General features: G+C 37.4%; 9 protein-coding genes. All 9 read left to right on the top strand.

The window, feature by feature from the left end; all coding sequences use genetic code 11:
* Positions 1–172 precede the first annotated feature (172 nt).
* Entirely contained in the window at positions 173–1804 is a 1632-nt protein-coding gene (locus ACZZZI_RS19820) for a fucose isomerase (protein ID WP_463490920.1), read from the top strand.
* 15 nt (positions 1805–1819) lie between these two features.
* A complete protein-coding gene (locus ACZZZI_RS19815) occupies positions 1820–2488 on the top strand; it encodes a DUF3826 domain-containing protein (RefSeq protein ID WP_316758112.1) in 669 nt (222 codons plus the stop codon).
* 31 nt (positions 2489–2519) lie between these two features.
* Positions 2520–5717 (top strand): SusC/RagA family TonB-linked outer membrane protein, encoded by a 3198-nt coding sequence (locus ACZZZI_RS19810; protein WP_316758114.1) that lies wholly within the window; start codon positions 2520–2522, stop codon positions 5715–5717.
* 40 nt (positions 5718–5757) lie between these two features.
* On the top strand, positions 5758–7767 hold the full coding sequence (locus ACZZZI_RS19805) for a RagB/SusD family nutrient uptake outer membrane protein (protein WP_344764425.1): 2010 nt from the start codon (positions 5758–5760) through the stop codon (positions 7765–7767).
* Between the two features lie 373 nt (positions 7768–8140).
* The gene (locus ACZZZI_RS19800) at positions 8141–9796 is read left to right on the top strand and encodes a pectate lyase family protein (protein WP_316758118.1); all 1656 of its coding nucleotides are present in this window, start codon (positions 8141–8143) and stop codon (positions 9794–9796) included.
* Between the two features lies 1 nt (position 9797).
* Entirely contained in the window at positions 9798–11429 is a 1632-nt protein-coding gene (locus ACZZZI_RS19795; RefSeq protein ID WP_463490916.1) for a pectate lyase family protein, read from the top strand.
* A gap of 255 nt (positions 11430–11684) precedes the next feature.
* Positions 11685–14834, top strand: coding sequence for a DUF6298 domain-containing protein (locus tag ACZZZI_RS19790; protein ID WP_463490914.1), 3150 nt, complete (start codon positions 11685–11687; stop codon positions 14832–14834).
* Between the two features lie 3 nt (positions 14835–14837).
* Complete coding sequence (locus ACZZZI_RS19785) at positions 14838–16238, top strand: glycoside hydrolase family 140 protein (RefSeq protein ID WP_463490912.1); 1401 nt, start codon at positions 14838–14840, stop codon at positions 16236–16238.
* A 144-nt stretch (positions 16239–16382) separates the two neighbouring features.
* A complete protein-coding gene (locus ACZZZI_RS19780; RefSeq protein ID WP_463490910.1) occupies positions 16383–17315 on the top strand; it encodes a glycoside hydrolase family 43 protein in 933 nt (310 codons plus the stop codon).
* Positions 17316–17440 lie beyond the last annotated feature (125 nt).

Here is a 17440-nt window from a genome sequence, read left to right as displayed (position 1 = left end):
GTTGCAGGGCTAAAGCTAAGTTTATTTATGATAATATCCTATATTAATTTGCTAAAAACTATTAGTAATTAACTATATTGTTTGTTGAGTTTTGTATATGGCTCTATGGGCTATAACCAAAATATAAACCGACAAATTATTTTTATATAAATAATTTGTTCAGTAATGAATTATGATACAGGGTAAAACAAGCGAAATTCTATTGGTTTCGAGTGGAGATTTAAGGCTTTCTGCAAATCAAAATTGCTGGGCTGCTCAACTCGAAATGGAAACGAAATTAACAGCAGCAATTGAGAAATTTGGCTGGAAAGTTAAACGTGCTCATCCCTATAATTCGACGAAAAAACACGGCTTCATAGATTCTCAAAGAATGGGTATGGATATCTTTCGTAATATCGACCCAAAGCAACCATTAATTGTTGCCGAAAGTGTTTGGCAATACTCTCATCATGTACTTGCAGGTTTAACTACACATCAAGGTCCGATTTTAACTGTGGCCAACTGGAGCGGACAATGGCCAGGTTTAGTTGGTATGTTAAATTTAAATGGTTGCCTAACTAAGGCAGGTATTTCGTACAGCAGTTTATGGAGTGAAAACTTTACCGATGACTTCTTCACAGAAGGACTTCAGGAATGGTTATCAACAGAAAAAATAAGTTACGATCAAAGCCATGTTAAAGATTTTGCCTTGAGTAAGATTCCTTTAACGGATGAAAAAAAGGGTAGGGCATTTGCACGGGCGTTAAAAGAGCGTAAAGTAATCATGGGCGTTTTTGATGAAGGTTGCATGGGTATGTACAATGCTATCATTCCTGATGAATTACTACACAAAACTGGATTTTTTAAAGAACGCTTAAGTCAATCGGCACTTTACGCCGAAATGTTGCAGGTTACTAATAAAGAAGCAGAAGCTATTTTAAACTGGTTGCTGAACAAAGGAATGCAGTTTAATTGGGGAACCAATGAAGAAACCGAGTTAACCAAAGCACAAACTTTAGAGCAATGCAAAATGTACATCGCTGCATTGCGTATTGCAGATGATTTTAGTTGCGATACCATTGGCATACAATATCAACAAGGACTTAAAGATTTAACCGTTGCCAGCGATTTGGTAGAAGGGTTATTAAATAACGAGGATAGACCACCTGCATTTTCAAAAACGGGTAAAGAATTATATGCCAACCATGCACTTCCTCATTTTAATGAAGTAGATGAATGTGCTGGATTAGATGCTTTATTAACCTATTGCCTTTGGAAAGAACTAGGAATGACCGGCGAAAATACTTTACACGATATTCGCTGGGGTGCACATTATAAAGGAGAAGGAATTGACGATTTTGTTTGGCTCTTCTTAATTTCTGGTGCAGCGCCACCCGCTCATTTTATTGGAGGTTATGAAGGAGCAAGTAGCGATAGGCAGCCACCAATGTATTTTCGTTTAGGTGGTGGCTCACTTAAAGGAATTAGCAAACCAGGTTTTATTGTTTGGAGTCGGGTTTACGTAATGGATAATGAATTACATTGCGATTTAGGCATTGGCGAAGTGGTAAGTTTGCCAAAGAAGGAAACAGAAAAACGCTGGAATAGTACAACTCCAGAATGGCCAATTATGCATGCGGTTTTAAAAGGAATCAGCAGAGATCAGATGATGGCCAGACATAAAGCCAACCACATTCATGTAGTGTACACAAATTATGAAGCCAACGCACACGAAGCTTGCAGAATTAAAGCTGCTGCCATGGATGAATTGGGCTTAAAGGTTCATTTTTGCGGAGATGTTAAACTGATAAAAAAAAGAAATTAATTAAACTATAATATAATGAAATTATCAATTACAATTCTGTTTCTAATACTCTCGAATATTGCAGGAACTTTTGCGCAGAATAATGCCGTATCTGACGAGGATAAGGCAAAATATTTAAAAGTAATAACCGAACGTGCAGATAAAATTGTAACTCCACTTAACATTGCCGATGCAAGTAAAGCAGAAAAAGTTAGAAATATAATAAGAGATCAATATAGCAGTCTGAATGATTTTTACACGGTTCGCGATTCAAAAATAAAAGAGATAAAAGAAAAAAATGCTGATAATAAAGTAGAACGAGACTCGGCAATCGCTAAACAAAATCGTAGTACAGATGCTGCATTGGCCAAACTCCATAAAAAATATGTTTCGAAGTTATCATCAAGTTTAAATAACGAACAGATTGAGGGCGTTAAAAACGGAATGACATACAATATCCTTCCAATTACTTATAAGGCTTATCAGGAAGAAATTTTAACCTTAACAGCAGATCAAAAAAAACAAATTTTGATTTGGCTTACCGAGGCAAGAGAAAGAGCTATTGATGCGGAATCATCGGATAAGAAACATGCCTGGTTCGGTAAATATAAAGGCAGAATAAACAATTACTTATCAGCCGCAGGCTACGATTTAAAAAAAGAGGGGATAGAATGGGAGAAACGAAGAAAAGCAAAAACTAACTAACCAAGATTAAAAACTAACCAAATAAATAAATATGAACTTAAAATTTTTACGCAAATTTTCATTGTCTTTGCTACTAATGTTATTAGCAAGTACAATTCTCTTTGCTCAGGATCGAAAGGTTACGGGTAAAGTAGTCGATCAGTCTGACGGATCTTCAATACCAGGTGTGAATGTGAGTATCAAAGGATTGCCTAGTAATGTTAGCACCAACGCAGACGGTGTATTTACGATTCAGGTAAAGTCTAATACCGATGTACTGGTGTTTTCTTACATTGGGTTTGTTAGACAGCAAATTACTGTTGGCACACAAACTAATATTAATGTAAAGTTGGTTTCAGATAACAAAAACCTTGACGACGTAGTTGTTGTTGGTTATGGAACTCAGAAAAGGACAAGTTTAACTGGTGCTGTTGTTGATATTAAAGCTTCGGAAGTTGAAGATTTACCAGGAACCAACGTAGCTGCAGCATTAGCTGGCAGATTGTTAGGTGTGGGTGTTAGTGGTGGTATTTCTCGCCCTGGTTCGCCTGCTAAAATCACAATTAGAAATCCGAATACGATTTTCTCTAAAGATGGTGGCTCAACAGACCCTCTATATGTTATAGACGGTGTGATACAGGTTGACGGACAAGGAAAACCTGATGCAACACAGTTTGGAAATCTTGATGCTTCCGAAATTGAAAGTTTATCATTTCTAAAAGATGCATCTGCAGCCATTTATGGTACAAGAGGTGGTAACGGAGTTGTTTTAGTAACAACCAAGCGTGGTAAAATTGGTAAGCCAAGAATTAGTGTAAGTACTAACTATGCTTTAAATGATGAGGCTTATCGTACTAAAATGATGAGTGCTTATGAGTTCGGACAATATTTTAATATAATGAACGGACCAAACGGCGGTAATAAAGCTGCAGGCGTAGATAACTTCTTTACAAATGATGAGTTAGAGCATTTTAAAAATATTGATTACGATCGTCTGGAAGAAGCGTGGAAATCATCTTACGATTTCAGACAAACGCTAAGTGTAAGTGGTGGTGCAGAACGTGCAACTTATTTTGCCAATGTATCATACAATAAACAAGATGGTAATTTAGCCACCCTTAATTATAACAGGTGGAATTTTAGAGCAGGAACTGATGTAACCGTTGCTACAAATTTCAAAGTAGGTTTACAGGTGTCGGGTAACAATGGTAATTTGGTTAAAACTTTTAATAAGGTATCGGGTGAAGGCGTAGAAGACGATTATAAAAATTTATTGTTAGCACCAAGATACGTACCTGATTATATTAACGGTTTACCTGTAAAATTACCAGGAACAACTAGTGATTTATCTAAATATCACTTTGGTGAAATAGACAGATTAAATAACCTTGCAACTACAGAAAGTAATCAATATACAGTTAATGGTTACGCCGAATATGAGCTTCCATTTATAAAAGGATTAAAAGCAAGATTAGCTTACGCAAGAAACACAAGTAACTCTGTTGGTAGCCAGGTAGGTACTTTTTATACACTTTACGAGTTTAATCGTTTAGGAGAGAATAAACATATTTATGAAGGCGCAACCGTATTAAGTTCTTTAAGGGTAACCAATGGAGATAGATTGTATTATTCTAATACAAATGCGAAAAGCGAGCAAACTAACTTTGTGGTAAATTATGCCAGAGATTTTGGTAAACATTCTGTTAGCGGTTTATTTACAGTAGAGCGTTCTGAATCGAGCAATCAAAATCAGGTTGTTTTTAAAGCCAGTCCGATAGCGGCAACAAATGGTCAGTTCAGTTCTGCTTTCGGTGCAATTGATGGTTCTACATCAGCAAACGAAGCAGGTACATTATCTTATGTAGGTAGAGCTAACTATGCTTATGCTAATAAATATTTAGCTGAATTTTTATTCAGAACGGATGCATCAACAAAATTTGCTCCTGAAAACTACTGGGGTCAATTTTATTCAGGTTCAATTGGTTGGGTTGTATCAGAAGAAAGTTTTTTCAAAGTTCCTGCTATTAACTATTTAAAAATCAGATATGCCGCAGGTGTGCTCGGTAATGACCAGACTAAACCTTGGTTATGGAGACAAAGATATACTACACAAGATGGTAAAGGTGCTGTATTTGGTGGTAACACAGCAAGTTCAACTGGTTTAAAAATGGAAGCATCGCCAAACAGAGATGCAAGCTGGAGTACCGAATATAAGAACAACTTAGGTATCGATGGCAGAGTTTTAAATAATCGTTTATCATTTAATGTTGAAGCTTACTTCAACGCAGCCAGAAATATTTTATTAGAGAGAACAGCAAATATTCCTTTTAGCGTTGGCGGTACCAGTGCATCAGAAAATTTTGGCTCGGCAAACTATTACGGTTATGAACTAGGTTTAAACTGGGATGATAAAATCGGCGAAGAATTCAGATACGGTGTTGGCGTTCGTTTTGGTTGGAGCGATGACAAGGTATTGGTAGGTAACTTTAACGATAATGATATCTTAAAACCATGGAACCCTAAACCAGGAGCATCTTCTGATAACGGAAAATGGGGATATGACAATTTAGGTATGTTTAAAACTGCCGATGAGGTTACAAACTATGTAAATCAGTATAAAATTACTCAGGTTTTCGGTACGCCTGCAGCGCAATTAAAACCAGGTACATTGTATTACAGAGATGTTAGAGGTCCATTACAAAGTAACGGAACTTTTGCTGGCCCTGATGGAATTATTGACGAAAATGACCAGGTTCAATTAACTAAAAAAGCAAGTAATCACTACGGTTTCGGAATAACATTAAAAGCAGGTTATAAAGGTTTTAGTGTTGATGCAGTACTTGCAGGTTCATTCGGCGGATGGTCGGAAATTGATGAGCGAAAAGCATTAAATGTATCTATTGCCAGAAACTTTACCAGTTTACCAAATATCTGGGGTAATATTTATGATCCTATTATTAATCCTAGCGGCACAATGCCAAACCCTAACTTTGCAGATATCAACCTTACGCCAACATCTAATTTCTATAAGGTAAGTTCGTTTAGGTTAAGAATCCCAAGTTTTAATATAAACTATACCTTATCGAAAAGTTTAGTAGAAAAATTAAGAATTAATAATGCAAGAGTTTTCGTTTCAGCTTTAAACCCTGCAAACCTATATAACCCATATACTTATAAAGGTCCTGATGGTGCATGGGATGCTTATCCAAATTTAAGAACAATTTCATTCGGATTAAATGTAACCTTGTAAGCAAGGATAAAAAAATGTAAATTCAATAATCTATAAAAAGATGAAAAGAAATAAAATATTATACTTAATTACAGCATTAGTTATCATAATGGCTAGCTGTAAAGATGCTTTTCTTGAGGAGAAAAGAGATTTGGCGGGATACAATGAGGAAGTGTTTAAAGATGCTGCTCTTGCTCAGGGATATGTTGATTATGTTTATGGCTTATTCTTGCCTGCAAATAATGCGCAATCGCTATCCTGGAATATTGCCACAAATAACGATACTTTCGCAAAAACTACTGATGAATTTGCAGGAGAAACGGATTTTAATAAAATCTGGACATCTATAAGTTATACCAACACGCATGCTTTAAACTATTTAGGTGCAAGGTTAACAACGAGTATTGTGAATAACCCTTACACCAGGTTAAAACAAATAAATATTTTCATTGCAGAAATAGATAAGTATGGTTTGCCTGAAGATGTTCGTAATAAATTAAAAGGCCAAATGCTTTTCTGGAGGGCGTGGCAATATTTTGATCTTGTTCGTTTGTATGGAGGTGTTCCTTTGGCTTTAACTCCTCAGGATCCGATTCTTGCTGATGGCAATGATTTGCAAATTCCTCGGTCATCTTCATCTGCTTGCATAAAACAAATCACCGCAGATTTAGATTTAGCAATGACATTACTTCCAGGTAAATGGGCTTCTGCAGATTGGGGTAGAATTACAAGCGGCGGTGCTGCTGCATTAAAAGGGCGTGTTTTATTAACTTGGGCGAGCCCTTTATTTAATCGTACCGACGATTTAACTCGTTGGGAAGATGCATATAAAGCGAATTTAGCCGCTAAAACTTTGTTAGAAGCAAATGGTTTTGGCTTATTCAAAACAGGCGGAACTGCAAATGCAACTGCTTGGGGTAATATGTGGTTTACAGAAGTAAATAACCCTGAGGCAGTTATTGTTTACGGCTTTAACAACCTGGCAATTGGTGGTAATACAACTAAAAATAGCGGATGGGAACAAGCTGCACGCTCGAAAGAAATCAACGGTGGCGGTTCTTTATCTCCCACAAAGGAAATTGTAGACGCTTTCCCTATGAAAGATGGTAAAATGGCAGGTGCTTCAACTTATATTTATGATGCTAAAAAATTCTATAAAAACAGAGACCCACGTTTTTACAAAACTTTCGTTTACAATGGTGCAATCTGGCCTTACAAAGAATCTACAACCTTTAAACAATGGACTTATAAATGGTATAGAACAGCAGCAGAAACAACGCCAAGCTTAACAACTGAGCTTAAAGGTGCTAATGCGAGTGCTATTTATATTTCGAAAGCTACAGATCCGAATGCAAGTAATGCTAACGGAAACTTTAGTCAAAGCGGTATGGATTTTATGGAACTTCGTTTTGCTGAAGTTGTTTTAAACCTAGCAGAATCTGCAATTGGTTCTAACAAATTAGCTGAAGGTTTGGAAGGCATTAAATCAATACGCGAGCGTGCAGGTGTAGAAAATCTTGATGGTTCTTACGGATTGGCTGGTGCTGCAAGCAGAGATCAATTATTTGCAGCTGTGTTAAATGAAAGAAATATAGAATTTGCTTATGAAGGGAAACGCTTTTTCGATTTAAGACGTTGGATGTTATTTGAAGAAAATTCTCCAACGGCTGCTCGTTTAGGCATAAAACCTTTAAATGGCACTCGCAGAACAGGCTATTTTATTACGGTAAAATCTGTTGCGGGCGTTAAATATGTTGGTACTGCCGATCCTTTATTGAAACCAGCAACAGGTAATGCGCCAATTTTAGATCGCGATCCGGCAACTTATCCTACAGCAAACGGAAGCGCCAATTATGCTGCTTATCTAGATTATCTATATGATAATGTTTTTGTAATAACTGTTAAAGATGATTTGGATAAAACCAATCCTGCAGACTGGAAATTTAAGTGGTATCCTGAATATTATTTCTTCGGATTAAATGAAAATATTTTGAGTTCATCTCCATATTTGGAACAAACAACTGGTTGGAATAGTTTAAAAGGAGCAGGAACATTCGATCCATTGAAATAGAAGATTTAACCGCTCTCAAACAGGTGAATCTCAACACCTGAATTATTAAGTATATTTGGTTTAAAGGAAGCAATTTATTGCTTCCTTTTTTTATTTAAGAATGTTACATTTATATATGAATTTTATATATATCTTGTAACGTCGTTGATATAATGAATTTACATTGTTACGCTTAATTTTTTCAATTGATAATATTGTACAAAAGATAGCGAAAATTATACAGTAAATAGCCTTATTTTGATTGCAAATTTGAAAGATAATATACTTTCTAACCAAACTTTAACCAAAAGATACCAATAGAATTGAGCCAAAATTTTTTACTATCCGAAATATTTGCTTAATTTCTTTTGCTTCTTTAACGAGCAAAACACAAATGAAAAAGAACTTTTTAAATCTGCTATTTTCATCAGCATTAATTCTCTCAGCTGGATCAGCTTTTGCACAATATCCAAAAATCCCATTAGATGTTCAAAAAACATCAGATTCTATGATGAAGGCAGCAACTCGGCATTCAGATATTGCCTGGGAAAAGGCTAAACCCATCATGGAGCAAGAAGCTAAACAAGGAAAACCTTATATACCATGGGCAGGCAGGCCAAATGATTTGCCTCAATCAGAATTGTTAGCTTTTCCAGGAGCCGAGGGTGGAGGTGCTTACAGCTTCGGTGGTCGTGGTGGCAGGGTTATCGTTGTAAAAAACTTAAACGATAGTGGTCCAGGTTCGTTACGGGATGCTTGCGAGCAGGGTGGAGCAAGAATTGTAGTTTTCAATGTTGCAGGTATCATCAGATTAAAAACGCCATTAATTGTTCGTGCACCTTATATTACTATTGCGGGTCAAACTGCTCCTGGTGATGGTGTTTGCGTTGCTGGCGAATCCGTTTGGTTAAATACACATGATGTGATTGTTCGTTTCATGCGTTTTAGAAGAGGAGAAACTTTTGTTGGTCGTCGCGATGATGCAATTGGTGGTAATCCAGTAGGAAATATCATGATTGATCACGTTTCGGCAAGCTGGGGTTTAGACGAAAATATGTCGATGTATCGTCACATGTACAACGATAGTACAGGTAAAATCGAAGACAAATTAGGAACGGTTAACATTACGATTCAAAATTCGATTTTTTCTGAAGCTTTAGATTATTGGAATCATGCTTTCGGAAGTACTTTAGGGGGCGAAAATTGTGCTTTTGTTCGTAATCTTTGGGCAGATAACGGTGCCCGTAATCCTTCAATTGGCTGGAACGGAATCTTTAATTTCGCCAATAATGTGGTTTTTAACTGGAATAACCGTTCTACAGATGGTGGTGATTATACTGCTCAATACAATATTATAAATAACTACTATAAACCAGGTCCGGTTACCGATTTAAAAGACCCAATTAGTTACCGAATTTTAAAGCCAGAATCTGGACGTAGTAAATTGCCTTACGTGGTTTTTGGCAGAGCCTATGTAGATGGAAATATTATTGATGGCAATCAAAAAGTTACAGCAAATAACTGGGATGGCGGCGTTCAGGTAGAAGATAAAAAAGGCAGACTAATGTCATTCGAACAGGCAAGTCCATATTTTGCAGCTATGAAAGCTAAAAAACCTTTCCCAATGCCTAAGATTTCAATTATCCCAACTCTGCAGGCAAAAGATTTTGTTTTGGCAAATGTGGGTGCAACCTTACCAAAAAGAGATCCTGTTGATACTCGTGTAATTAAACAAGTAACTACAGGAAAAATTGAGGTTCATCCTGATGCTAAACCATCTGCATTTCAATTTGAGCACCGTAGATTACCTGGCGATTCTTACAAACTTGGCATTATTACAGAGGTTTCACAGGTTGGTGGTTATCCAGAATATAAAGGCACACCTTACAAAGATTCAGACGATGACGGTATGCCAGATGCTTACGAACTTAAAAATGGATTGAATCCGAAGGATGCATCTGATGCTACGAAAATTACTAAAAGTGGTTACTCAAACATCGAGGTGTATTTAAATAGTGTGGTTCCTGTTTCTATAGTAAAACCTAACTAATATGCGGAACTGGAATTCTTTTTTGAGCATAATTGCGCTTTGTGGAATTGGAAATATTGCCTATGCGCAATATCCTGTTATTCCAGAAGCGATGGAGAAAAAGGCCGATTCTTTATTAAAAAGTATTGAAGAGAAATCTGAATTACAATTTTTAAAGGTAAAGCCTATTGTTGATGCGGAAGCCAAACAAGGTAAACCATATATTCCATGGGCAGCAAAGCCAAGCGATTTACCTCAATCCAAATTAGTTGCCTTTCCTGGTGCTGAGGGCGGTGGAGCGTATGCTTTTGGCGGCCGAGGCGGAAAGGTTTATGTGGTAAATAGTCTTGATGATTCAGGCAAAGGAACTTTGCGTGAAGCATGTGAACAGGGTGGCGCAAGAACAATTGTTTTCAATGTATCAGGAATCATTAGGTTAAAATCGCCATTAATTATTCGTGCTCCATATATTACAATTGCAGGTCAAAGTGCACCTGGCGATGGTATCTGTGTAGCAGGAGAATCGGTTTGGATTAATACCCACGATGTTGTGATTCGTTATATGCGTTTCCGTCGTGGAGAAACTGATGTAACCCGTAGAGATGATGCCATTGGCGGCAATCCTGTAGGAAATATCATTATAGACCACGTTTCTGCAAGTTGGGGATTAGACGAAAATATGTCGATTTATCGCCATGTTTATGATAAAAAAGATGGTTCTAAACCAGAGAAATTACCTACAGTAAATGTAACCATTCAAAACTCCATTTTCTCTGAGGCGCTGGATACTTACAACCATGCCTTCGGAAGTACAATCGGTGGATTGAACTCTACTTTCATGCGTAATCTTTGGGCATCCAATATTAGTCGTAATCCTTCAGTAGGCATGTATGGCGATTTTGGTTTCGCCAATAACGTTATTTTTAACTGGTGGAATAGAAGTGCCGATGGTGGCGATAATGCATCATTTTATAGTTTTATAAATAACTATTACAAACCTGGACCAATAACTCCTGCTGGCGAGCCCATTTCTTATCGTATTTTAAAGCCAGAATCTGGCAGAGACATTAAATTTAGAAATGAATTTGGCAGAGCTTATGTAACTGGAAACATTATTGAAGGCAATGAAAAAGTAACCAGTAATAATTGGGATGGGGGTGTGCAACCAGAAAGCAAGCGTGATAAACAAAAGTTACTAGATTCCATTCGTACTGATAAACCTTTACCAATGGCGAAGATTTCAATTATCGACACTAAAAAAGCTTACGATTATGTTTTAGCAAATGCAGGTGCAAGTTTACCCGTTCGCGATGCTGTGGATCAACGCATTATTAAACAAGTTACTACAGGAAAAATAGAACATGTAGCAGATGGAAAGTTGCCTGCGAAGCAAAGTTATGTAAAACGTCGTTTACCAGCTGATTCTTATAAACAAGGTATTATTTCAGACATTGCACAAGTCGGTGGTTATCCAGAATATAAAGGAAAGCCTTACCTAGATTCAGATAATGATGGTATTCCAGATACTTATGAAACTAAACATGGGTTAAATCCTAAAGATTCTACAGATGCGGGTAAAATTACTAAATCTGGCTATTCGAATATTGAAGTTTATTTAAATAGTTTAGTGGATGTAAGTAAAGTAAGACCTTAAGAGTTGAAAGTGAAAAGTTGAAAGTGAAAAGTTGAAAGACCAAAGCGGAAAGATTAAAGCGGAAAGATTAAAGCGGAAGGTACTAATCATTATACTTGCGCTATCGTCATTGCGAGGCGCGAAGCAATCCTAATGCGAAAGCTATCTCCTCTCATCTTGCTAATTTATTTCAGCATCTTTCATGCAATAAAAACCCTGAAATGAATTCGGTAAGACGACCCTTCGTATATTGCTTACAAAATGAAATAAACACCAATGCCAAAAACTAACCACATATATAAAATTAAAGTACTGCCGATTTTGGCATTCCTTTTTTTGGTTACAAACTTTTCTTTCGCTCAGAAAACAAAGCCAGTCGAACCACCCAAACCTATATTTAAAGGTAAGGATGGTAAATTGGCTTACACAGCGGATGAACAAGGAAATCGCATTCCTGATTTTTCTTATGCAGGTTATATGGCTGGAGAAAAAGCTATTCCAAACGCTTTAATTAAAGTTATTGTTCCAGTTTCAAAAGGCGATGCTACTTTAAGAATTCAATCTGCCATCAACTACGTTTCAAAATTACCTATTGGAAAAGATGGCTTACGTGGTACGGTTTTACTAGAAAAAGGCACTTATGAAGTGGCAGGAACTTTAAAAATTTCTGCATCTGGTGTTGTGCTTCGTGGCAGTGGAATGGGAGACAATGGAACCAAAATCTTTGCTACGGGTTTGGATCGAATTGGAGTAATCAGAATTTTAGGCAAGAATAATAAAGTTGAATTTCCAACAGTTGCTATCAGCGATACTTATGTTCCTGTTAATTCGAATAAAATTACTGTTTCTAATGCAAATGGTTTCAAAGTTGGAGATAACATCGTCATCCACCGTCCTTCTACAAAAGAATGGATTGAAACACTAAAAACAGTTGAGTTTGGTGGAGGCGAAAGTGCTTTGGGTTGGAAACCTGGAACCAGGGACATTCATTTTGATAGAAAAATTGTAGCAGTCAACGGCAATACCGTAACGTTCGATGCGCCACTCACAACTGCTTTAGACGCTAAATTTGGGGGCGCAACAGTATCAAAATATCAATGGGATGGAAGAATCTCCCAATCTGGTGTTGAAAATTTAAAACTTGAGTCAGATTATCACAAAGAAAATATTAAAGATGAATACCACCGCTGGACCGCCATTTCTTTAGAAAATGTGGAAGATGCATGGGTTCGTCAGGTTGTTTTTGAACATTTTGCAGGTTCTGCGGTTAATGTTTTAGAAACAGCAAAAAGAATTACTGTTGAAGATTGTAAGTCGCTTGCTCCAATTTCTGAAATCGGTGGCGAACGTCGGAATACTTTCTATACTACAGGACAACAAACACTTTTTCAAAGGTTATATTCAGAATACGGTTACCACGATTTCGCGGTAGGTTTTTGTGCACCTGGACCAAACGTTTTTGTGCAATGCCAATCATATTTGCCATTCAGTTTCAGCGGTACAATTGATAGCTGGGCATCTGGCGTTTTGTTTGATATTGTAAATGTGGATGGACAAGCTTTAAGTTATTTAAACCGTGGTCAGGATGGGCAAGGTGCGGGTTGGAGTGCGGCAAATAGTGTTTTTTGGCAGTGCAGTGCGGCAAGGGTCGATAATCCACAGCCACCAACAGCGCAAAACTGGGCTTTTGGTACCTGGGCGCAATTTTCAGGAAATGGCTATTGGGATATGTCGAATGAGCAAATCCAACCGCGGAGTTTGTATTATGCTCAGCTAAAAGATAGATTGGGAAATGAAATTGATTCCAGAGCTTTTGTTTTACCTGTGGAAACGGAAGCGTCAAGCAGTCCGCCTGTTGATGTTGCACAAAAGTTAACCAAACTTGCTTACAAACCTGCTCTAACGGTTTCCGAATATATTGATGTGGCTTCAGATCGAAACAAAATATCAACAGAATCGAAAGAAGCAAAAAGTATCGATAAAATTGGATTAGATAAAGTTACTCAACCAGCAACAGCCGATGCAATGACCATTAAAAATGGTTGGTTGGTTCGCGGAAACGAAATCGTGGTCGGCAATCGTCAGGATGTGCCATGGTGGAATGGAAGTGCTCGCCCGTATGGTTTAAAGAAAACTAAATTTCATGTAACTAGATTTGTTCCAGGTCGCGAAGGCAATGGCTTAACCGATGGTTTGGAAGAAATTACCGATTCGATGAAAAATAGTTCGGTAAAGATTCTTGATCACAACTATGGCCTTTGGTACGACAGAAGGAGAGATGACCACGAACGCATTCGCAGAATGGATGGCGAGGTTTGGGCACCGTTTTATGAGCTGCCTTTTGCCCGTAGCGGAAAAGATAAAGCATGGGATGGATTGAGCAAATACGACATTACAAAGTATAATCTTTGGTATTGGGATAGGTTAAAACAATTCGCAAACCTCGCAGACCAAAAAGGCTTGGTTTTAATCCACGAGAATTATTTTCAGCACAATATTATTGAAGCAGGAGCACATTATGCCGATTTTCCCTGGCGAACGGCAAACAACATCAACAACACAGGTTTTCCAGAACCTGTACCTTATGCTGGCGATAAACGTATTTTTATGGCTGAGCAATTTTACGATATCAGCAATGAAAACCGCAAGGCGATACACAAAGCCTACATTAGAAAATGTTTGGAGAATTTCGATGGAAACTCTGGAGTAATTCAACTGATTGGTGCCGAATTTACTGGTCCGTTGCATTTCGTTCAGTTTTGGATTGATACCATTAAAGATTGGGAGAAGGAAACTGGCAAACATCCAATTATTGGTTTAAGTGTTACTAAAGATGTTCAGGATGCAATTTTAGCTGACAAACAAAGGGCTGATGTTGTTGATTTAATCGATATCAGATATTGGCATTATCAGGCAGATGGAACTGCTTATGCGCCACAAGGCGGGCAGAGCCTGGCACCTCGCCAACATGCCCGTTTGTTAAAGCCAAAGAAAACATCTTTTGAAGAAGTTTATCACGCCGTTTCTGAATATAAAACCAAATTTCCAGAAAAAGCAGTGATTTACTCTGGAGATAATTTTGATGCTTTTGGTTGGGCAGTTTTAATGGCTGGAGGTTCCTTATCAAATGTTCAAAATCTTGATAAATCAATATCAAATGCAATTTCAACTTTAAAACCTATTATCTCAAACGATAAAAAACAGCAATATGGTTTAGAAAACGCAGGAAAAACATACCTTTTTTACAATGCATCGGCAGAAGCCATTAGTTTAGATTTGACCAAAACGGCAGGGAAATTCGTTGTGAAAATATTAAATAGTAAAACTGGAGCCATCATCAAAGAAGAAAAAATTAACGGTAATACTATTGCAAAAATAAATAAAGTTGGAACTGGAGATGAGGTAATCATTATCAATAAAATTTAATACATGAATTTAAAATCTAAAATATTTCTACTTGCTGTAGTTTCTATTCTTGCCTTTGGATGCAAGGACAAACCTCATTTTGGCGATAAAAGTCTTTTGGTTTCTGAAAACGGCAGATATTTTACTACTGGAGACGAAAAACCATTTTTCTGGTTAGGTGATACGGCTTGGTTATTATTTAGTCGCTTAAATCGCGAGGAAACCAATACATATCTGGAGGATAGAAAGCAAAAAGGCTTTAACGTGATTCAGGTAATGGTTTTACATGATGTGCCATCTAGAAATGTGTATTTAGATTCATCGCTTGTAAACGCCGATGTTTCAAAACCAATGATTACGCCAGGCAACAATCCGAAAGATTCTACTGCTTACGATTATTGGGATCATATCGATTACGTGGTTGATAAGGCAGCAGAAAAAGGACTTTACATGGCTTTGGTACCTGTTTGGGGAACTAATGTGAAGAATGGTAAAGTTAAAGAAGCCCAAGCTAAAGTTTACGCAAAGTTTTTAGCTGATCGATATAAAGATAAATGGAACATCATCTGGTTAAATGGTGGCGATATTAAAGGCAGCGACGGTTTAAAAGTTTGGAATGCTATTGGTGAAACGCTAAGAGCAAATGATCCCAACCATTTAATCACTTTCCATCCACGCGGAAGAACGGCTGGTTCACAATGGTTTCATAATTCGAAATGGAGTGATTTTGATATGATTCAATCTGGGCATCGCCGTTACGATCAAGATACTTCGGCAAAGGAGAAATTACATTACGGAGAAGATAATTGGAAATATATTGAATCTGATTATAAATTAAAGCCTACAAAACCTACTATTGATGGAGAACCATCGTACGAAGATATTCCCCAAGGTTTGCATGATACAACACAGCCACGATGGAATGATGCAGATGTGAGAAGATACGGTTATTGGTCGGTTTTTGCAGGTGCTTTCGGGTACACTTACGGGCATAACTCTGTGATGCAGATGTACAAAAAGACCGATTTAAAACCTGCCTATGGTCCAAAAGACCAGTGGATTACGGCAATAAATGCTCCTGGTGCAGTTCAAATGCATTACCTGAAAGATTTAATGCTTTCTCGCTCATATTTTGACCGCGTTCCAGATCAAACTTTGGTTGCTGGTTCAAACGGAGAAAAATACGATAGAATTTTAGCCACCCGCGGCGAAGATTATGCAATGTTTTATACTTATACAGGGCGGAATTTTAGCGTACAATTAGGTAAAACCGATGGCGATGAAGTTAAAGCGTCGTGGTTTGATCCGAGAACAGGAAAATATAATATCATAGGGAAGTTTGAAAACAAAGGGGTTAAAGAATTTAATCCGCCAGGCGAACCTACAAATGGTAACGATTGGGTATTGGTGTTGGATAAAGTTTAAGGGAATCAACACCTCGCCTTTTAGGCACCCTCTGAAAGAGGGGAATGTTGGGTGGATAAAAACATGAGTGATAAAAAGCTGTGAGGGGCGATTTTCTTTTTCAGAGGTTAACCGCAGGTTGGGGAGTTTATTAAGAAAGTACAAATGTTAAAAGCAAAATTCATATCATCATTTCGTTTAGCCATTATTGGCTTGGCTTTCTGCGGATTAACATCTTGCTCGAAACAAGCTTATTTATTTACCTCATTTCACGAACCTGCAACAGAAGGATTGAGATTTTTATACAGTTACGATGCCTATCATTGGACTGATTTAAACAAAACTTTCTTAAAGCCAGCAGTTGGAACACAGAAAGTAATGCGTGACCCATCTATCGTTCAAGGACCTGATGGAACATTTCATTTGGTTTGGACGTGCAGCTGGAAAGGCGATAAAGGCTTTGGTTATGCAAGTTCCAAAGATTTAATTACCTGGAGCGAGCAAAAATTTCTTCCAGTGATGGAAAACGAATCCAAAACTGTAAACGTTTGGGCACCAGAAATTTTTTACGATGATGAGAAAAAAGAATTCGTAATTATTTGGGCATCAACCATCCCATTTCGTTTTGCGAAAGGAATAGAAGAGGAAGAAAACAACCATCGAATGTATTCGATAACGACGAAAGATTTTGCAACTTTTTCTGAACCAAAATTATTCTTAGATCCTGGTTTCAGCGTAATAGATGCAGTGGTTGTGAAACGGGCAACGAAAGATTATGTGTTGGTTTTAAAAGATAATACCCGGCCGAACAGAAATTTGAAAGTAGCTTTTGGGGAGGATGCTTTGGGACCGTATAAAAACGTTTCAGACACTTTTAGTCCGAAGTTGACCGAAGGACCAACTGTTGTAAAAGTGAAAAATGACTGGTTGATTTATTTCGATGCTTATGGGCAGAAGATTTATTCGGCTTATAAAACTTCCGATTTTAAAAGTTTTAAAGATGTGACTGCTGAAGTTTCGATACCTGAAGGGCACAAGCATGGAACAATTATAAAAGTTAAAAGAAAAGTGATTGAAGGGTTGAAGAGGACAGATTAATACTGCTGTCATCCTGAGGCACGAAGGATCTCTAAGCCATGAAAAACTGGTTCTGAAATATCACTGAATTATTTTAGTGGTTAAAAAAACAGGCAGTGATTATAGGTTGCGGATTCTTCCTTCGT

This window comes from Pedobacter sp. AC190 (genome assembly GCF_979258025.1).
This window is presented reverse-complemented; position numbering and strand designations above follow the sequence as displayed.